At 45.0% G+C, this 18,995-nt stretch carries 14 protein-coding genes; 5 read left to right on the plus strand and 9 right to left on the minus strand.

Annotation, left to right across the window (positions count from 1 at the left end; all coding sequences use genetic code 11):
- Window position 1: 1 nt before the first annotated feature.
- The 4 genes from GFS24_RS12125 to GFS24_RS12140 are packed head-to-tail and all read right to left on the minus strand — an operon-like array spanning window position 2 to window position 7,752.
- On the minus strand, window positions 2-1,459 hold the full coding sequence (locus tag GFS24_RS12125; protein ID WP_153659820.1) for a glycoside hydrolase family 28 protein: 1,458 nt from the start codon (window positions 1,457-1,459) through the stop codon (window positions 2-4).
- On the minus strand, window positions 1,456-2,760 hold the full coding sequence (locus GFS24_RS12130) for a polysaccharide lyase family 1 protein (RefSeq protein ID WP_153659821.1): 1,305 nt from the start codon (window positions 2,758-2,760) through the stop codon (window positions 1,456-1,458). The genes GFS24_RS12125 and GFS24_RS12130 overlap by 4 nt, the downstream gene beginning before the upstream one ends.
- Window positions 2,750-4,495 carry a RagB/SusD family nutrient uptake outer membrane protein gene (locus GFS24_RS12135; protein ID WP_153659822.1) on the minus strand — a complete coding sequence of 582 codons (1,746 nt, stop codon included), beginning with the start codon at window positions 4,493-4,495 and terminating at the stop codon, window positions 2,750-2,752. The genes GFS24_RS12130 and GFS24_RS12135 overlap by 11 nt, the downstream gene beginning before the upstream one ends.
- 11 nt (window positions 4,496-4,506) lie before the next feature.
- A complete protein-coding gene (locus GFS24_RS12140; RefSeq protein WP_153659823.1) occupies window positions 4,507-7,752 on the minus strand; it encodes a TonB-dependent receptor in 3,246 nt (1,081 codons plus the stop codon).
- A 217-nt stretch (window positions 7,753-7,969) separates the two neighbouring features.
- Here GFS24_RS12140 and GFS24_RS12145 point away from each other — a divergent pair, with 217 nt between their 5' ends.
- Window positions 7,970-9,001: a LacI family DNA-binding transcriptional regulator gene (locus GFS24_RS12145; RefSeq protein WP_153659824.1), complete on the plus strand. Its 1,032-nt coding sequence runs from the start codon at window positions 7,970-7,972 to the stop codon at window positions 8,999-9,001.
- Here the strand turns inward: GFS24_RS12145 and GFS24_RS12150 are convergent.
- On the minus strand, window positions 8,998-11,406 hold the full coding sequence (locus tag GFS24_RS12150; RefSeq protein ID WP_153659825.1) for an ABC transporter permease: 2,409 nt from the start codon (window positions 11,404-11,406) through the stop codon (window positions 8,998-9,000). The genes GFS24_RS12145 and GFS24_RS12150 overlap by 4 nt on opposite strands.
- 165 nt (window positions 11,407-11,571) lie before the next feature.
- Between GFS24_RS12150 and GFS24_RS12155 the strand changes: the two genes are divergently transcribed.
- Entirely contained in the window at window positions 11,572-12,207 is a 636-nt protein-coding gene (locus GFS24_RS12155) for a hypothetical protein (RefSeq protein WP_153659826.1), read from the plus strand.
- 4 nt (window positions 12,208-12,211) lie between these two features.
- Here the strand turns inward: GFS24_RS12155 and GFS24_RS12160 are convergent, their stop codons facing one another.
- Together GFS24_RS12160 and GFS24_RS12165 are read right to left on the minus strand one after the other, a co-directional pair.
- Window positions 12,212-13,093 carry an aldo/keto reductase gene (locus tag GFS24_RS12160; protein WP_153659827.1) on the minus strand — a complete coding sequence of 294 codons (882 nt, stop codon included), beginning with the start codon at window positions 13,091-13,093 and terminating at the stop codon, window positions 12,212-12,214.
- Window positions 13,094-13,110: 17 nt separating this feature from the next.
- The gene (locus GFS24_RS12165) at window positions 13,111-15,444 is read right to left on the minus strand and encodes a gliding motility-associated C-terminal domain-containing protein (RefSeq protein WP_173003055.1); all 2,334 of its coding nucleotides are present in this window, start codon (window positions 15,442-15,444) and stop codon (window positions 13,111-13,113) included.
- 387 nt (window positions 15,445-15,831) lie between these two features.
- On the opposite strand from GFS24_RS12165, the gene GFS24_RS12170 reads away from it, so the two are divergent.
- The 3 genes from GFS24_RS12170 (at window position 15,832) to GFS24_RS12180 (ending at window position 17,796) form a co-directional block, all read left to right on the plus strand.
- Window positions 15,832-16,710, plus strand: a complete 879-nt coding sequence (locus tag GFS24_RS12170) for a phytanoyl-CoA dioxygenase family protein (RefSeq protein WP_153659829.1) — start codon at window positions 15,832-15,834, stop codon at window positions 16,708-16,710.
- Window position 16,711: 1 nt separating this feature from the next.
- A complete protein-coding gene (locus GFS24_RS12175) occupies window positions 16,712-17,518 on the plus strand; it encodes an SDR family oxidoreductase (protein ID WP_153659830.1) in 807 nt (268 codons plus the stop codon).
- An 83-nt stretch (window positions 17,519-17,601) separates the two neighbouring features.
- Window positions 17,602-17,796: a hypothetical protein gene (locus GFS24_RS12180; protein WP_153659831.1), complete on the plus strand. Its 195-nt coding sequence runs from the start codon at window positions 17,602-17,604 to the stop codon at window positions 17,794-17,796.
- A gap of 61 nt (window positions 17,797-17,857) precedes the next feature.
- Here the strand turns inward: GFS24_RS12180 and GFS24_RS12185 are convergent, their stop codons facing one another.
- Window positions 17,858-18,427 (minus strand): HD domain-containing protein, encoded by a 570-nt coding sequence (locus GFS24_RS12185; RefSeq protein ID WP_153659832.1) that lies wholly within the window; start codon window positions 18,425-18,427, stop codon window positions 17,858-17,860.
- An 84-nt stretch (window positions 18,428-18,511) separates the two neighbouring features.
- Complete coding sequence (locus GFS24_RS12190) at window positions 18,512-18,883, minus strand: VOC family protein (RefSeq protein ID WP_153659833.1); 372 nt, start codon at window positions 18,881-18,883, stop codon at window positions 18,512-18,514.
- Window positions 18,884-18,995: the final 112 nt, after the last annotated feature.

The raw sequence follows: 18,995 nt of genomic DNA on the forward strand, positions 1-18,995 counted from the left end.
CTTAATACACTTTATTGATCGTTTCAGTTTTTTCACTGGTAATAACCCGGACGTTCTGTAAGGATACTTCACTTGCATCTGATACTTCCACTCCCTTATCAGCCTGCAATACCATATTCTTCAACTGTATATTCCTGATCTTCATTTCCGGCAGGCCACGGATAAAGATGGCCCTTGCGGCCCCGTAACACGTTACATTACTGATAAAGAAATTACGGAACTGCGGGGTGGCTTCTGTTACAGGGAGCAATTCTACTTTAGGCGCAACCTGTTTTTCTCCTGTCAATGGGATCGGATCTTTCGCCATGTAATACATATCAAACAGGATGGCTTCTCCGGGAATGTCCTGCATGTTGATATTCTTTATGTGGATGTTCTCTACAATACCACCTCTTCCGCGGGTGGTTTTGAAACGCAACCCAATATCCGTTCCCATAAAAGTGCAGTCTTCCACATAAATGTTCCTTGCGCCACCACTCATTTCGCTGCCAATTACAAAACCACCGTGCGCATGATATACCGTGCAATTGCGCACCCATACGTTTTCTGTGGGCACCCCTCTTTTCCTCCCCGCTTCATCACGTCCAGACTTAATGCAGATGGCATCATCTCCCACATCAAATGTGCTGTTTTCGATCACCACATTCTTGCAGGATTCCACATCAATGCCATCTCCGTTCTGGGCATACCATGGATTCTTTACATATACATCCCGCATGGTCAGATGTTCGCTGAGTAAGGTGTGCAGGCACCAGGCCGGGGAGTTCTGGAAAGTGACACCTTCCAGTAAGATCCTTTTACAATTCGTAAGCACCAGTAAGTTAGGGCGCAGAAAATCTTTGATGGACTGGAAATGCGCATCACTATGATCAGAACTGATCACACCCGGATTCGTCATTTGTGCACCACGCTGCATGCTTTCTGAAGGATACCATGTCTTTTTGTCTTCACTCAATATTCCACCAGAAGTTATGAGCTTTTTCCATTGGCTGTCTGTGAGCTTATCCCGCTTCACCATGCGCCAGGCATCTCCTCCGCCGTCTACACTTCCTTTGCCGGTGATAGCAATATCTTCCAGGTTAGTGCCCGACAGCGGAGACTGATTACGCATCTGTTCTAATCCTTCCCAATTTCCTTTTACCAGGGGATAGACCGTTTTATCTGTTGTAAACCTCAGCAGGGCGTTCCTCTCTAAGTGCAGGTTAACTTTGCTTTTCAATGTAATAGGGCCGGTGAGCCACAATCCTTTCGGAATGAACACTACACCTCCCCCTTTTTTATTACAGGCATCAATAGCTGCCTGTATAAAACCCGTGTTTAACGTTACCCCATCCGGTTGTGCACCATAACGGGTAATGTTAAAAGTGTCTTTTTTAAAAACAGGTACCTGTACCTGCTGCTGTGCCTGCAACGATAGCTGTAATAGCATTATCCCTGCAATAAATAAGCTGTTCTTCATAATAAACCATTCAGGTACATTTCAATATTCGTGTACTGTTTATCAATTGTATATGCCGAAGCATCTTTTGCATTTTGTACATCCAGTCCGTGTTTCTGCTCCCATTCATCTGGCATGCCATCTTCGTCTGTATCCTTTTGTGCTGCCAGTGATTTCAAAACCGGCCAACCACCAGGTTTATCAATAATGCCATCTCCAAAAGTTGTTTTACCGCTGCTAATCTCCTTTACGATCCTTTCATCTACCGCATCCCTGTGTAAACTGGCGCCTGCACCTTGCAATACTTCTTTATAAGCCATCACAGCAGATTGTGGTGGAATCGCTACTACCAGTACCGGTTCTTTTAACCTTACTCCAGCCGGATCATTACACTGCACACCACCTGCCCAGTTATCCGCCGTTACTTTCTCTGATCCATCCACATAATTTCCCTGTACATAGAATTTTGTAAATGCAGCCGTATCCCATGGGTTCACAATCCTGTCGCGCACATTCTTCTTCGTGGCGGGACCTGCTTTATAGTAGTTATTTACGATGTTATGATTGCCGCCTTCTCCCCCATACAAACTATTATACGCCCAGTTGAAGATCACGTTATTCCTGAAATCCACTACTTCCTTTGCGGGTTCGTGTGTATAACGGGAACCGCAGAAACGGGGATTCCTGCTGGTATTGCTGGCAAGTATGTTATGATGAAAACTGGCGCCCTGCCCACCCCATATTCCTCCGTAACCATGTTCTCCTTTTGGATGCACGGAGCTGCGAAGGCTCTCTGAAATGATGCTCCATTGTAAAGTAAATTCCTTGTTGTCATAGAATGAAGCGCATTCATCCACAGCCCAGCTCATGGAACAATGATCTATCATAATGCGCTTATTGCCGATGCCGTTAAATGCATCGTCCGCCTGTTTCTTTTCATCTCCTAAACGGAAACGCATATAACGGATGATCACATTATCCGCATGGATGGAAACGGTATAATCCCTGATGCAGATACCGTCTCCGGGGGCAGATTGACCAGCGATGGTACAATTGCCGGTATTGATCCTCAGGGGAGATTGCAGTGCAATAGTGCCGGAAACTGCAAACACGATCATACGGGGAAACGTGGCATTGATGGCCTCCCGCAAACTACCCGGCCCGTTATCATTAAGATTACGCACGATCAGTACTTTGCCGCCTCTTCCTCCGGTAGTATTCCTGCCAAAACCTTCAGCGCCAGGAAAAGCTGGTTGTGCAGACGCACAACCAGGGATGATAATTACCAGAATTAGTGAAAAAAATAAGCCCTTAATATCCATAGTCCTGTTTCAAATTCGGGTTAGCATCCAGTACCGATTGAGCGATCGGCAACAGTTCACTTTTACCTGTTTTAAACTCTATAGCATAATATCTGATGATAGTAGTATTGATAGCCGTTCCGAACCAGGCTACGGCAGTATAGCCTGTGGGAGCAGGTGTTACAGTTGCTTTATAAAATGATCCTGCCCAAACAAGGTCAGCCGAGTTGTTCCTGAAATACATGGTTTGCGGCAAAGTATTGTAGGGTGCAGTTCTGGCAGACATAGCAGTTAATGCAGTTTTGGTATCCGCGATCTTTGTGGCCAGCAGGTTCCAGCGGATCAGATCATATTTCCTGATCCCTTCCCCGCCAAATTCCAGCAGCCTTTCTTTTACGATGGCATTAAAGAAATCTGCATAAGCTGTAGGTGTTGTGCCTATAGGATTGGTGCCATAAGCACGTTTCCTCACTTCTTCAAATGCACTTATTGCAGTAGCGGATGGACCATTATTCAATTCATTATCTGCTTCTGCATACATCAGCAATACATCTGAGAAACGGATCAGCGGCCAGTTCAATCCAAAGTATTGTGCCACAGAAGTTACGGATACGGGGTTGGTGATCCAGTCCCGGCGGAACTTTCCATCCACCATCGTTTGTAACGGGCGGCCTGCCTTATTCAGTGTGGTAGTAAGATCATAAGGTGCGCAAGTAACATCCCTGCGGCTATCCACCGAATCAAAGGCATAGAAATAAGTGGGCAGGATGGTTAATGCACCATTCCCAACAGTACCAAATCTTGGCCCATTGTAATAACCCATTTTACTATCGCCTGTTGCACTGTTGGCACCAGCCATCGCCACTTCAAAGATGATCTCTCCTGCAGGGTCTAATCTGTGCGCGCAGAGATTATCTTTAAATAAAGCCTGAAAGCTGGTATTGAGACTATGATCTGTACGATGCTGCATGATCTCATTACACTCTGTGCGTGCTATTTCATAAAACGTTTTATAGTTGGCAGGGCGTTCCATTTGCTTTGATAAGCGCAGGGAATATCCGCCGCGGGTGAGTGCGATCTTAGCACGCATGGCTCTCACAGCCCCTTGTGTGATCCTTTCATCCCTTGTACCGGCAGCTGTTCTCCAGGGAACCAGCGGAGCCGCAACCGCCAGGTCGTTTAATATGTGATCATAGATCGTATCCCTGTTTGTTTTTGCAGGGTACAGATCTGTTTCAAAAATAGCCGGTTGAAAATGTGCCGGTACATCTCCCCAGTTGCGGATCAGCTCATAATAGAACTGCGCACGAAGGGTCAATGATTCTCCATGCAGGCGCTGCAACTCTTTCTTTTCTGTTTCTGTTCCATTTGTGTACTGCTCCATCTTTGGAATATAGTAGATGCAGAGGTTCGCTCTTTCTATTCCGTTATATAACTGGCTGAAAGGTTGTGCCAGCTGTGAGTTGTTAGGTGTTACATTATAATGCGCAATATCCCTCCGCTCATTATCCGGATAAGGTGTACCCCCCTGCCCCATCATTTCATCACTGTCATAAGCGTAATACATATTCACGCGGATACCATACACCTGGTCTCCGGTTAATGCGCCATATGTACCCAGCACTGCCATCCTTGCATTCACCACGTTGGAGAAGGTGATGGCAGGATCAAAAGAAGACACCGGCGCCACTTCCAGGTAGTTCTTACAGGCAGCCAGGCAAATTGTAATAAGTATAATGATATATCTGATTTTCATGGTGCTGTCTTTTATAATGAAAGATTTAGCCCTAAAAGGAATGAACGGCTGCGGGGATAGGCAGAAAAGTCAACCCCTGGCGTTACCCCACTGGCACGCCGTGTACTCACTTCAGGATCATAACCGGAATATTTCGTCCAGATGGCCAGGTTGTTTACAGTGCCATAGATACGGAGGGTTTGCATCCGCATCTTCTTCAGTAAAGAAGGTGGTAATGTATAACCCAGCGAAATATTATTCACCCGTAAGAAGGAACCATCTTCCACTGCCCAGGAATGTGCAATGAAAGAAGCTGCCTGTGTACCGGGCCGCCAGATCTTCGCATTCTTATTCAGTTCAGCCAGTGCTACCGGATCTGTCACCACTTCTCCCCTGTCATTGATCGTTCTCCAGCGATCATTCATGATGGCCAGCATATTGGAGTTATTGGTATATCCACTGGTGAATTCCAGCCTGTTGGCATTGAACACATCATTGCCTACCTGGAAGTTCACAAACACACTCAGGTCAAATTGTTTGTAAGAGAATTGCTGGCTGAGGCCACCGAAGAATTTAGGCTGCGCCACACCAATTACCTTCCTGTCTTTTTCTGTGATCACACTATCTCCGTTCAGGTCTTTGAATTTGAGCGTACCGGGTTGCGGTGGTGTGGAAGTGATGCTGTTATTACTGGGTACTCCCTTTTTCAATGTGTATACCCTGGTAGCAGCGTCGTAATCGAAATCGTCTATTTTATAAAAACCATCTGTTTCCAATCCCCAGATAGCACCTACCGGATCACCTACCCGTACAATGTAATCTGCCGTGGCATTTGTTGGGTGGAACCATCCGGAGTTTTGCAGGTATCCGTTCACTTGTTTAGCAGCGAGCCGGTCTACTGTATTCTTATTGAAGGAGATATTGAAATTGAGGTTCCAGTTAAAATCTTTTTGCTGAATAGGAATGGCATTCACCTGGAATTCCATGCCCTTATTGGTAGTAGCCCCTACGTTCTGCATTTGCTTGTCGTAACCCAGTGTAGGAGAAATGGGTGCTGCTACCAGCAGATTGTCTGTGGTATTTTTGTAGAAGTCTGCATTGAATACAACCCTTCCGTTCCAGAGTGCAAGGTCAAGACCAATATTGCGGGAAATAGTACTTTCCCACAGCAGGTCCAGATTAGCTAATGCTACAGGCGCCAGCGCTGCCACCACCTGCTCATTCAATCCGTATTGCGGGAACGAAACAGATGACTGTATAGCACTGTACTGCATCTGGTAAAGGAAATCATTAATGCGGTTATTTCCCGCCTTACCATATGCCGCGCGCACCTTCAGATCACTCACCGGACCAAGTTGGTCCTTCAGAAAATCTTCGTTGGAGATGCGCCAGGCAATGGAACCAGAGGGGAAATAACCCCATTTATTTGCTGCAGCGAATTTAGAGGAGCCATCTCCCCGCATCGAAAATGCCAGCAAATATTTTTTATCATAAGCATAATTTATCCTGCCAAAAAGAGATACCAGCCGGCTGGTGAGTTCAGTGGTCACTGGTTTGGGCTGTTGCACACCCTGTGGCGCAGAGCCCAGGTTCATATTCGCCAATGCCCATTCCGGTGTGATACCTGCCGGGAAATAACGTGTTTCAATAGTACTGGTATTCATCCTGCTTTCATAGATCTCATGCCCTACCAGCACCGTGATCTCATTCCTTTTAGAAAAGTCGCCTCCCAGTTGTGCATTGCTGAAGGTGAGCACATTGGAATTATTCAACGTTACCTTTTTAATGTTCTGCAACATGGCAAGTGGTGTATTACCATATTGTCGCGCATTTGAGGTAAGCGTATCATCAAAGAACCTTCTTTCTTCTGTGTTCAGGTCATAACCAAAAGTACTCCGGAAGCTCAGGAACTTTGTAAGTTCAATATTGACATAACCGCTGAGGTTAAGGATATCACTGATGTTCTTTCGGTATTCTGCTTCATTGAGCAGGATGGGATTACCCAGGCTGAGACTGTTCGCATTTGTTTCCAGCCAGTATTCCTGGTCAAAATCATCTATCCCCAATCCTCTCATCAACAAAGGACGGTATTTGAGACTGTGCCGCAACCTGTTGGTGGCAGAAGAACCTTCATTGGTAGTACCGGCTCCATTCACCACCGTATGATTGTAACGGGTATTAAAACCTACTTTGATCATCTTGTTCAGCGTATGATCAAACTTGAAGCTGGCCAGTTTTCTGTCGAAATCAGATTGCAGCATGATGCCTTCTTCTGTATTGGATGTAAGGCTGAGATTGTATTGTGTGGAAGCGTTGCCGCCATTCACACTTACATTATGTGTTTGCATTAATGCCTTGCCGCCAAACATTTCATCCTGCCAGTCTGCGAAGGGTACATTTTTGTAATTAGCCAGTGTATCCCAGGTGGTACCATAAGCTCTGGCAAAAGCAGTACTGTCTGCCACAACGCCGCGTGTTCTTTCATACCAGTAAGTAACAAAGTCATAAGGCTTCATCACTTCCAGTTTGTTAGCCAGTTTACGGAAGCCCATAAAACCGCTGTAGTTGAGGGTGGTTTTGGCATTCCTTCCACCTTTGGTAGTGATGATCACTACGCCATTGGCACCTCTTGCACCATAAATAGCAGTAGTGGATGCATCTTTTAATACATCAATGGAAGCAATGTCCTGCGGGGAAATAGAGGAAAGTGCATTTTCTACCTGCACACCATCTATTACATACAGCGGAGAATTATCCTGCGTAATAGAACCGCCACCTCTTACACGGATCATTACATCTGCATTGGGTGATCCTTCAGAGCCGGTTACCTGCACGCCGGCCAGTCGTCCTGTAAGTGCCTGTGCAGCAGAGTTAATAGGGATGTCTTTGATCTGTTTTGCATTGACAGATGAAACAGAACCGGTAAGGTCCCCCCGCCTGGCAGTGCCATAACCAATGATCACAACATCATTCAGGGAAGAGGCTTCTTCAGTCAGTTCTATATTAATTACACTACGGCCATTTACTTTTGTCTCTACTGTCTTAAAGCCCATAAATCGGAAAACGAGAACGGGGTCTCCGGAGGCAGGTACATCCAGGCTATAATTGCCTGCTGCATCTGAGGAAACACCAGTTTTAGTGTTCTTGATCTGAATCGTTACACCTCCCAAAGCGCCGGTACCGGTGGCCGTAACCTGGCCGGTGATCTTACGGGTTTGCGCCATAGCGGGAACTGCAATTATCAGAAAAAGCAACAACGTGGGTAATATCAGTTTCATATGTGGAAGGGTTGATAAAATAAAATCGGTTACGTGGAAACACCTTGCTTACTGTTTAACAATGCTACACCATAAAGTGTCAACTACACAATATATGCGTAACTTTATTTATGCAATCGTTCCCGATAACGATTGCAAAGGGTGGAAAAAACCCATTTAACTCATTAAATTTCTTATTTTAGTTATCCACGTAAAGCAGACAGACCTATCAACCAAGATGAAATTCGATGATGTAATAACGATTAAGGATATCGCCAAGGCGCTAAACCTTTCCACTTCAACGGTATCCCGCGCCCTGCGCGGACGGTACGAGATATCTGCGGAAACAAAGAAGATGGTACTGGAATATGCAGAGCGCATGAACTACAGGCCCAACCTTATTGCACTGAGCCTGAAGGAACAACGCAGCAAAGCCATCGGTATCGTAGTTTCAGAGATTGCCAACAACTTCTTTTCACAAGCTATTAACGGTATTGAATCCATTGCTTACAACAGGGGTTATCACGTTATTATTACGCAAAGCCACGAGAGCCGCGACAGGGAAATGGTGAATGTGCAGCATCTCGTGTCCCGCAATGTGGACGGGCTTCTGCTGTCTTTTTCCTGCGAAACCACAGACATTTCTTACCTCAACCAATTGCATGAAAAAGGTTTTCCCATCGTGCAGTTCGACAGGGTGATGGAAGAGCTTGATACCCATAAGGTAATAGCAGATAACTACCAGGGCGCCTTCCATGCTACAGAACATCTGATCTCCCAGGGCTTCAGGAAAATAGGGCATATCACCAGTACCATCAACCTGAATATCACACGGGAAAGGTTACAGGGGTATAAAGATGCCCTGCAAAAACACGGCATTCCCTATGATGATGAACTGGTAAAACATTGCAATCGCGGCGGCATGATCTATGACGAAGTAGAGGAAGCTGTAGAGAGCTTATTTATCAATAAAGGTAAGATTGACGCTTTATTTACAGCAGGTGATCGGCTAACAACCGTATGCCTGAGTGCGCTGAAAAATGTGCAGAATAAATATAAACAGGTGGGTTTCATTGGGTTCACCAATACCAACCTGGCAGATCTTTTTACGCCGCCTGTAAGTGTGGTCCGGCAACCGGCATTTGAGATCGGGCAAAGGGCTACGGAATTACTGATAGAAATGATAGAAAGCAGGAAACCCGTTACGGTATTTGAGCAGGAAGTATTATCCAGCCACCTTATTATCCGTGATTCCTCTAAACCGCTCTAATCCATTTTCAGGCTGTTCACCGGGTTACTGTACCCTGCCCTGATGGCCTGGTAACTGACAGTACACAAAGCAATCAATACAGCAATGATACCCGCAATGCCAAAAACCCACCAGCTGATATTGATACGGTAAGCAAAGTCATTCAACCAGTTATATACAGCAAACCAGGCAATGGGCCAGGCGATGAGGTTGGCAATGATCACCAGCTTTACAAAGTCTTTGCTCATCATGGTCACAATATTCTGCACCGTGGCACCCAATACTTTCCGGATGCCGATCTCTTTCAGCCTTCTTTCCGCGGCATGAGATGCCAGTCCGAATAAACCCAGGCAGGAAATGATAATAGCCAGTATGGCCAGGATCAACACTACAGTACTCACCTGTTTATCAGACTGATAGATCTTTGCAAAATGCTGGTCCAGGAAATAGGGATCAAAAGGATGGCCTACCACATGTTTGTTCCAAATCGTTTCTACCAAAGCCATGGATTCTTTGATCTTATTCCCGTTGAGTTTGATGGCCATTTCACTGTAACCCCAATCCTTCTGTGAAAACATCATCAGGGTTTCTATCTTATGATGAAGCGTATTAAAATTGAAGTCTTTTGTAATACCCACTATCCTCCCGGAGGAATCCATACCACCATATCCAAACATTTTCCCTACGAGGGATTCCATCGTGGCGCCTTTCTTTTCTTCTTTCAATAACTCTTTGGCCAGCGTTTCATTGATGATATATTCTTTGGCATTGTTGGCCACATCTTTTGAAAAGTCTGCACCTGCGATTATCGGTATCTTATATAATTTGATGAAATCCTTATCTACCACTACACCGGATGTGGCTAAATTACGCACAGGGCCATTTCCATGAAAGTTCACACCGCCCTGGTGTATATTAGCGCCCAATCTTTGCTGGGAAGCAGATACAGCAGTGATCAGGGAACTTCCCAGCAACTCCTGTTTCATCGCATCATACCTGCCGTTTGTTTCGCTATCCAGTTTCAGCAATAGTATTTGATCACCATTAAATCCACGGTCCTTTGTTTGCATAAAATGCAATTGCTTCAGCGCAAATACAGTGGCAATAATGAGGAATACGGCCGCGGTGAATTGCACTACTACTAATGCATTCCTTAAATTCCCCTTGTTCCTGCCAGATTGTATGGAGCCTTTCAATACTTTCACCGGTTCAAAGGAAGAAAGATATCCTGCCGGGTAAAGCCCTGCCAATATACCTAACAGCACAGTACCGCCCACTACCACTCCAAATACTTTCCAGTTGGTGAATAAAGGAAAATGTAAGGCCCGCTCACTAAAATTCGATACAAGTGGCAAGGTGAACCATACTACCAGCAAAGCAAAGATCAATGCAATGAAGGATAACATCACAGATTCTCCGATGAACTGCCAGGCCAGCTGTGAACGGTGCGCGCCAATAGATTTCCGGATCCCTACTTCCTTTGCCCTTTCCGCAGACCTTGCAGTAGAAAGGTTCATGAAGTTGATGCAGGCAATGATGAGGATCATCACGCCTATGATAAAGAAGATATAAGTATACCGTTTATCGAACTTCTGGAAATTGATGTAATCATGTGTAATATTAGTAGAACCGGCATGTACATCCGGCAGCGATTGCAGGAATAATTCATACCCTTTCCACCTGTCATCCATTGCCATATGTTCTTTCAGGAAAGCAGGGAATTTATTAGTCATCCCGGCGATATTGGCATGGGGCGCCAGTTCCAGGTACGTGGTCACCCAATTGCCTCCCCAGTTCTTTTCCCATTCCGGATTATACCGCGTACTAAAAGGGATCAACGCATCAAATTGAAAATGTGATTCAGCGGGTATTTTTATCACACCTGTTACATGTAGAACAACGGTATCTCCTATATTCTTTACGATGGTTTTGCCTATAGGATCAACTTCTCCGAACATCTTTACCGCTGTTTCTTCAGACAGGATAATGCTGCCGGGTTTCATCAACGCAGTTCCTTTGTCTCCTGCAGTAAGTTTAAAATTAAACAGCTGCAGAAAAGTAGAATCTACTAAAAGTGATCTCTTCAGGAATATTCTTTTCTCTCCGTAATTAATATCCAGGCCATCATTTGGTGATACCCTGACAAAGTTGACCACTTCAGGAAACTCCCGCTTCAACGCCGTGGCCATAGGATACATGCTCAGCGCAACATTCTGCGGCGCTACCATACCTTCCCATTTCTGCACTTCGCACAACCTGTAAATGTTCTTTGTATGCTGACTGTCGAACCCCTTTTCGTAGGTAACAAACAACATGATCATAATACACGAAGCCATGCCAATGGCAAGGCCGGTGATATTGATGAAGGAGAATGTTTTGTTCTTTAAGAGATTACGCCAGGCAATGCGGAGGTAATTACGGAACATAGATTTCAGGTTATAACACCAAGGGCTTCAAATTAAATACCATAGTACAAATATATTGAAAACCAACTGTTTACAATATTCAGATTGTCCGCTTTTAGTACAGTGTCCGTTCGATTATGAACAAATTACAAGACAAGTCTGTTCTTTAGTTAAAATTGATATGCTATGAAAAAAGCCTCCTGCTTATTGTTAATAATGGCACTCCTCTTTTCCTGTGCTACCCCCACTTACGTGACCAATTTCTGGAAAAGTGATACGGCACCCGCCAAAACGTATAAGAGTATTTTCATTGCAGCACTGGTGAATAATGTGAATGCAAAAAGAGCGATTGAAGATAACCTGGCGAATGCAGCTACTGCAAAAGGATACAAAGTGGTAAAAAGTATTGATGTTTTCCCACCCAATTTCACGAAACAAAATCCGGCAGATAAAAGCGCCATGCTGAGCAAAGTGCAACAACAGGGATGTGATGCCATCTTTACGGTTGCGTTGCTGGATAAGGAAAGTGAAACACGCTATGTGCCTGGTTCCGGAAGATATGCTCCTTACCCCCGTTATGGCTGGTATGGTAATTTCTGGGGGTATTACTCCTATTGGTCTCCCATGATGTATGATCCGGGGTATTACACCACGGACAAAACGTATGTGATGGAAAGTAATGTGTATGATGCCACATCGGAAGAACTGTTATTCTCTATCCAGTCTTCCACCATGAACCCCAACAGCATTGACGATTTCTCGAAGAGTTATACAGCTGCGCTGGTAAAGGAATTAGAGAAGCAGGGATTGTTAAAGAATTAAAGGATCATTGGTGTTCTGTATAATCCCTTACAGGCACCGCTGCGGTGAGTTGTTCATATTCTGTAGCATTCAGTCTGGGTACATTGGCGGCAGCTTCTTCCAGTTGCTGCCGGGTACGGATCCCTACTACAGCAGATGTAACAGCAGAATGCATGAGCACATATTTCAAAGCGGATTGCGCAGGAAGGCGCTGCGGGCCGGAGACAGCTTCTATCGCTTCTTTTGCCCGCTGCACTTCTTCTTTGGTATAACTGAGGTAAGGAGCGGCTGGTTTATCGACGAGCAATCCTTTTGCCACACTGCCTCTTGCCAGCACACCAATGTTGTGTTTCTCCAATAATGGCAGGCAGCTGATCTCCGGCCTGCGGTCCAGCAAGCTGTATTGCATCATTACGCTGATAATATTAGAACGTTTTATGTACTCCCTGATCACATTCGGGCGAATGGAAGAAATGCCGTAATAGCGGATCTTTCCCTGTTGTTTCAATAACTCAAATGCTTCAATGGTTTCATCGATGGGGTCCTCGATGGTGCCCCCATGCAGTTGATACAGATCAATGTAATCTGTTTTCAGGCGTAACAGGCTGCCTTCCACAGCTGAAAGTATATATTCCTTTCGTGGGTTCCAGTCCCAGCCGCTGCCATCTTCCCGCCATTGGTTCCCTGCTTTGGTGGCAATGATCACTTTATCTCTTCTGCCCTGTAATGCTTTGCCCAGCAGGCTTTCATTGGTGCCTTTATCATATAGGTCTGCTGTATCAAAATAATTAATGCCAAGGTCTATTGCACGATGGATCAATTCTTCCCCACCGGAATGGAGGGACATACAGCCGAATGATACTTCACTGATCTTTAAAGAAGACTGGCCTAATGTATGGTAATTCATACAGCCAAGGTAGGAATTTATCTGACGAGCACCACCGTCCCTTTTCTGAAAACTTTTTTCCCCATATCCCCTTCTTCCGTGTACTCCAGCATCCAGGCATAAGTACCTACATCAACGGGGACACCATTCACACAACCATCCCAGCGTTTCCGCCAGTCTTTGGATTCAAATACCAGTTGCCCCAAACGGTTATATACCTGGAACTTCAGGTCCTGCGCCTTATAAGCATTGAGGGGATAGAAATAATCATTCTGCCCATCGTGGTTGGGAGAGAAAGCAGAAGGTACATCGATGTAACAGCTCCGCACTGCTTTCACGTAACGATCCATCGTGTCCCTGCAATTCACATCATTGCGAACGATCAGGCGGATGCGGAAATCCTGTTCTTTTGCCTGTGGGAAATAGCGCATGCTTAGAGGCTGTTCCCCAATGCTGGTAGTACCATTACCGTAATCCCATTCCCAGGCTACTATATTACCGGTGCTTTCATTTTTAGGGATGGCTATCTCCATGGGGCAATAAGGCCCGGGATTTACAGAGAAAATGGCATCCAGTTCACTGGTGATCAGGATGGCCGTAGCTACTTTTGCACTGCACACACCGTTGGATACTTCCAGTTGCACTGCTTTGTCACCAAAGCTATCAAACACTTTAACAGGGCGTTGCTCACGACGGATCTCGCCATCGGGCATTGTCCATTTCCAGTTATTTACATGGTTATCCCCATCGTGTACAAAGCTGGCCGTAGTTAGTTTACAATTGAATTGCAGGGTGAAGGAAAAATCTGCATTCACGGTATCGGCTGTATTAAAATTGGCAATTTGTCCTGCTGCGGCTGATTGCCAGCATTCACTCTGTAAGGTATTTCCATCCGTACCAGTGGCAGTTTGTACCTGGAAGCTGCCCATGGTGAGGATGGGTGCAGCAAACTGAAGGATCACTGTATCCGCAAAACCATTCGTATTACAAATGCCGGATGCACTGGTGATGGTAACTGGCCCGGGGCCTGTAATAATAAAATCACTTCCATCCGCTGCAATAGAACCGCATCTTACCGGAATGCTCAAACCTACTTTTATGGAAACCGGTGCACAACCCGGGATCGCAACACCACGTAATAACACAGGAGGTGTTGGTGGTATATTGAAAAGCGCCTGGCCCCCCGGAAAAGTTTCTACCTGGCAATAACTGAGAATAGTACCACCATCTGTACCAGCCACCAATGTTACGGTATAGTTTCCTGCCGCCAGTATCCGCTGATCCAGTTTTAATGTAACAGTACGTGTCAGATCATTCGCAGTACAGATAGTTGTAGCTCCAATTATACTTACAGCAGAAGGGCCGCTCAAAACAAAATCACTTCCATCAGCAGCAATAGAACTGCACCTGATATCATCGGGAAATTCCAATACCAGCTCATCCGGTGCACAGGGCAACACTTTCATTTTGGCCATGCCTACCGGCAATGGCTGCACGACTGTAAAAGAGGTTGATTCACCGGCAGGTAATTGTTTGCCGCAGGCATTCAATACGGTATTGGCATCTTTTCCATCCTGCGCCAAAACTGTATAAACTCCGGGCGGTAATGCGTTATCCAGGTACAGGATAACGGAATCCAGGTCAAATCCATTTGTACAGGTCACTCCTTTCGCGGATTTTATAGTTGGGCCGCCCGGACCAAATATAAAATCACTTCCATCTGCATCCAGTGTATTGCACAATACTTTGCGGGATAATTTTATACCTACTGCAAAATTTGCACAATCATATTTAGAGGATACCAATGCAGGTACAATTGGATCTGTAATATCTGCGGTACCACCGCCAAAGCTCAGTTTATATCCTTTTTGTGAATCTGAAAAGTGACTGATCAGCAGCAAATATTCATGACCTTTTATCAAGGTGGCCATTGAACTGAAGAGCGGTTGCCCGTAACCACCACATACATTCAATGATGTGCCTGCAGAAGATGCTCCGGTAATGCCACCTTCGCCAGACCAGTTCATGGTGAGGTATAAACTTCTGTTCGTATATACTTCGTTAGGATCATGGCCGGTAATATCCCAGATCTGCCAGTCGTAATCTTCTGTGAGATCATTTGGAGTGATCGTTAATCCCAATGTACCGGCAGTATAACAAGTGAATTTATACCAGTAGGGATTTTTATCCTGGTGATTATAATCTCCCGGCGTATTACAGGAAGGGCCGGGTATGGTCTGATACCCACAAATGGGTACGGATTGCTGTATAAAAGTTTCTGAACCACACACGGGAAATGCAGTAGCCGGCGTCTGACCAATCGTTGAACAGGCACGCTGTGCGTGCGCCTGTTGGGTAACTGCCAGAAGCATCAGTAGGTAAAGGAAACTGTATTTCAACATGTTAGTTCAGTGCAGCCTAAAGGGCCAGGATGTAAATGTAGACAATTAAAAACTTTTTTTTGATGAATTGAATATTACCATTTATATTTGTCTACAAGTTTGGTAGACTATTAAAAATCCAACCATGAACGTACAAACTGAAACACTTAGAACCAGCCATCAGCAAGCCTCTTGTAACAGACCCACTTCTGCTATCGTCATGCGCTCCGGTGCATGCTGTTGTTGTAAATGCTAACATCAACATTCTCACCGTTTTAGATTTTATCTTCCGCTGCACCAACCATTTCCCGGTATAAAAACGGGACAGGATCCTTATGGATCAATTGTAACCAATCATTACTTCCCAAAAATTTTGTCATGAACAAAACAGACCAGCCTGTGTTTCGTTTCGAAGGAACGATCACTAACCCGCAACTGCAATATTTCCGTAAACACGGTATTATTCAATTCAAAAATTTTATAGACAGGAACACGGTACAACGTTTCATTCGTGAAACAGAAAATGTACAGGATCAGTTACTGCGATACGACATCAAAAAAGTAAATGGTATTCCTCTTAAGTTTGGCCAGGACGAAACCGGAGCGCCTTTCATCCAGCGTATTGCTTTTGCATCGCAATACAGTGATACCCTTAGTAATTTCCTCAAAGACAAACGCCTGCAGGTACTCACACAATTGCTGGCCCCTTATAACGGGCGCATTGGTGAAAAGGAAAAAGACGGGCTGGTGGTGAATCATTATGTGAACACGGAGGACAGTCAGTTTAAACAACTGGGCTGGCATACAGATAGTCCGCGTGATCTTTTCCTGGGTTCCCGCATTATGCCTATGCTGAATGTGGGGCTTCATTTAGATGATTGCCCATTGGAAAATGGTGGCTTGAGAGTATTGCCGGGCACGCATCACCAGGGATTGTTCCGCTTGTTATTCAGGAAAAAATATTTCATTGATAATGATCCTGATAAAAAAGAAGTGGGGTTTGATATAGAAGCGGGTGATCTTACCATCCATGACGGCAGGTTATGGCACAGGGTGCAACAGTCGCCGTTTTACGGAGAAAAAAGCCGCAGGCGCGTGATGTACATTCCTATTATCACGGGTGCTTATCAACCCAAACATGCAGAAAGCCCAACGCCTTTCTATCATAAACTGGCACAGCTTGCCGCGTTTAAACCCGGCAGCATTGCTGCTTTCCGTTCAAAAGAGAAAAGTATTCCGGAATTAAATTCACTATAATATGTCTTATGCTTTAGTAACCGGCGCAGCCAAAGGAATTGGTAAAGCCATTGCAGCAGAACTGGCTGCCAGGAATTATGGGTTGCTGCTGGTGGATATCGATGCCCATGGTGTTAATACCACTGCGGCAGAACTGATCGTCACTTATAAAGTACCTGTGCAGGTATTACATCTCGACTTATCCAAACCAGACGCTGCAGAGCAGGTGAAAGTATGGAGTGCGGACCATCACCGGGAACTGAGTGTGGTGGTTAATAATGCAGGTTATGGTTTGAACGGGCGGTTTGAAGAATTGTCTGTTACCGATCAGCTCAATATCATTGATGTGAATATCAGGGCGCAGGTGTCTATTTCGCATACCTTCATCCCTATCCTCCGCAGTTTTCCGAAATCTTACCTGTTGAATGTGGGCAGTACGACTGCTTTTCAGACAGTGCCGTTCCTGAACATCTATGCAGCATCCAAAGCATTCGTGGTGTCTTTTACAAGGGGATTGCGTTTTGAATTGCGGCAATCGCCTGTATCTGTGAGTTGTTTGATACCTGGCAGTACGGATACGGATTTCGTGAACAGAGCTGGTATGGGATCAAATACCCTCCGTATTGCTGACCGGTTCAATATGACGGCGGAAAAGGTAGCTAAGGTTGCTGTGAAGGGACTTTTTGCGGGAAAAGCGGAGATCATTCCGGGATTTACCAATAAGCTGAATGGATTCCTGCCCAAATTTTTCCCGAAGATATTTGTGGAAAGGATAGCGGCAGGGATCTATGAACCGGAGGTATTCCAGGGTGTTCCCGCGACTATATAAAAGGCTTTTTCATTTTAAATTATTTTGTTATATTTATAGTGACATTAGACGATCAGTATGAATCATTAGCAAAATTATTTGGAATGCCAGACGAGAACAATAAACCGCGGGATATTATTGATAAGCTCAAGTTACACCCTCCGCCGGACCTAGCCCAATACGACCATGAAGGAGGAGGAGATTGCCCGGCCTGTGGGGCTAAGGAGGCGAAGCAACCAGGGCTTACACATTGTGCTTATTGCGGGTACGAATTTATTAAACCTGAAAAGAGAAAATAATACCAGAGGGCTGCTTCAATTCAATTTGGAGCAGCCCTCTAACATTTTGGTTTACAGAATTTTATGTTGATGATTTGCTTAGATATTGGTACGCTTTATAACGCAATCTTTCCACATCTTCTTCCAGTACCGGCTGATTCGCATCTTTTCCCATATCATCCCAGATGCGGATACGGATATAAGCATCAAATAAAGGATCATTTTTGAACACGGCTGCTTCTTCCGGGGTCATGGGGCCACCCTGATAGCCGAGTGTTTGTTTACTGGCTTCAGAGAGCGTATCATAGTAAGCAGGGTCTGCAAAGGTTAAATAACGTTTGGCAGCTACATGGCTGGCCACCAGTTTTGCCATCTTCTCCGGGAAACCTCTTTCCATGAGATAACGGCCTCCAAGATCATCATGTTTCATGGTGCCGTAAATATTCATCTGCTCTTCTGTTTCAAAAAAATGACCGATATCGTGCAGGAAAGCGGCGAGGATCATTTCATCATCATATCCCTCCTGTTCTGCTATCAGTGCTGCCTGCATCATGTGCATCATCATGGTAACACTTTCGCCATATTCATGATCACCATGTTGCTGATAGAGTGCAAAAATTTCGTCTACGGTTTGTTGGGCTGAATTGGACATATCAATTAGGTTATGATGTTGCAACATACAAATAAACAACAAATAAGTATCCGTTCCGGTATCAATACCTGTTTTAAAATTACGTTAAGCCCACAACATTACATATGCTCCGGCGGGGTCTTGTATGAGTACAAATTCTCCCATGGTACCACAGCTTCTTTTTTCACTCATGATCTTACCACCGAGCTTTTCACATTTGGCGAGACTAAGGTCAAGATCCGCCACCTGTATGTATACCAGCCACATTGGGGGAAGGTGTTTGTTACTGCCTTTGTTGTGGCAAACACCAGCAATAATGTCTCCCGTTTCAGGGTTCTTCATAAAGTAATCTTCATAGTCTCCCATCTGTTGTGTGCCAATTTCCCAGCCTATTACTTCGTGATAAAAATTGCTTACTTCAGTGGCATTAGGTACGGTGAGATCGAAACCGATGAGTGTTCCAGGTTGCTTATCCATAAACGGTTTTGTTAATATTGCAAATTAATCATTAACAACCGAAATAACAGCTGGTAAAACGGTCAACTTATTGGTCATTTGTGCCAGAAATTTGAACTATATTGTTCCTCAC

Source organism: Chitinophaga sp. SYP-B3965, from assembly GCF_009647655.1.
In the GTDB taxonomy this organism is placed as follows: Bacteria; Bacteroidota; Bacteroidia; order Chitinophagales; family Chitinophagaceae; genus Chitinophaga.

Excerpts from the sequence above, each read along its gene's own strand:
- GFS24_RS12130 (WP_153659821.1), bottom strand. The coding sequence starts at position 2,760 with ATGGATATTAAGGGCTTATTTTTTTCACTAATTCTGGTAATTATCATC.
- GFS24_RS12185 (WP_153659832.1), bottom strand. The coding sequence starts at position 18,427 with ATGTCCAATTCAGCCCAACAAACCGTAGACGAAATTTTTGCACTCTAT.
- GFS24_RS12140 (WP_153659823.1), bottom strand. The coding sequence starts at position 7,752 with ATGAAACTGATATTACCCACGTTGTTGCTTTTTCTGATAATTGCAGTT.
- GFS24_RS12150 (WP_153659825.1), bottom strand. The coding sequence starts at position 11,406 with ATGTTCCGTAATTACCTCCGCATTGCCTGGCGTAATCTCTTAAAGAAC.
- GFS24_RS12155 (WP_153659826.1), top strand. The coding sequence starts at position 11,572 with ATGAAAAAAGCCTCCTGCTTATTGTTAATAATGGCACTCCTCTTTTCC.
- GFS24_RS12175 (WP_153659830.1), top strand. The coding sequence starts at position 16,712 with ATGTCTTATGCTTTAGTAACCGGCGCAGCCAAAGGAATTGGTAAAGCC.
- GFS24_RS12180 (WP_153659831.1), top strand. The coding sequence starts at position 17,602 with ATGCCAGACGAGAACAATAAACCGCGGGATATTATTGATAAGCTCAAG.
- GFS24_RS12165 (WP_173003055.1), bottom strand. The coding sequence starts at position 15,444 with ATGCTTCTGGCAGTTACCCAACAGGCGCACGCACAGCGTGCCTGTTCA.
- GFS24_RS12135 (WP_153659822.1), bottom strand. The coding sequence starts at position 4,495 with ATGAAAATCAGATATATCATTATACTTATTACAATTTGCCTGGCTGCC.
- GFS24_RS12170 (WP_153659829.1), top strand. The coding sequence starts at position 15,832 with ATGAACAAAACAGACCAGCCTGTGTTTCGTTTCGAAGGAACGATCACT.
- GFS24_RS12160 (WP_153659827.1), bottom strand. The coding sequence starts at position 13,093 with ATGAATTACCATACATTAGGCCAGTCTTCTTTAAAGATCAGTGAAGTA.
- GFS24_RS12145 (WP_153659824.1), top strand. The coding sequence starts at position 7,970 with ATGAAATTCGATGATGTAATAACGATTAAGGATATCGCCAAGGCGCTA.
- GFS24_RS12190 (WP_153659833.1), bottom strand. The coding sequence starts at position 18,883 with ATGGATAAGCAACCTGGAACACTCATCGGTTTCGATCTCACCGTACCT.
- GFS24_RS12125 (WP_153659820.1), bottom strand. The coding sequence starts at position 1,459 with ATGAAGAACAGCTTATTTATTGCAGGGATAATGCTATTACAGCTATCG.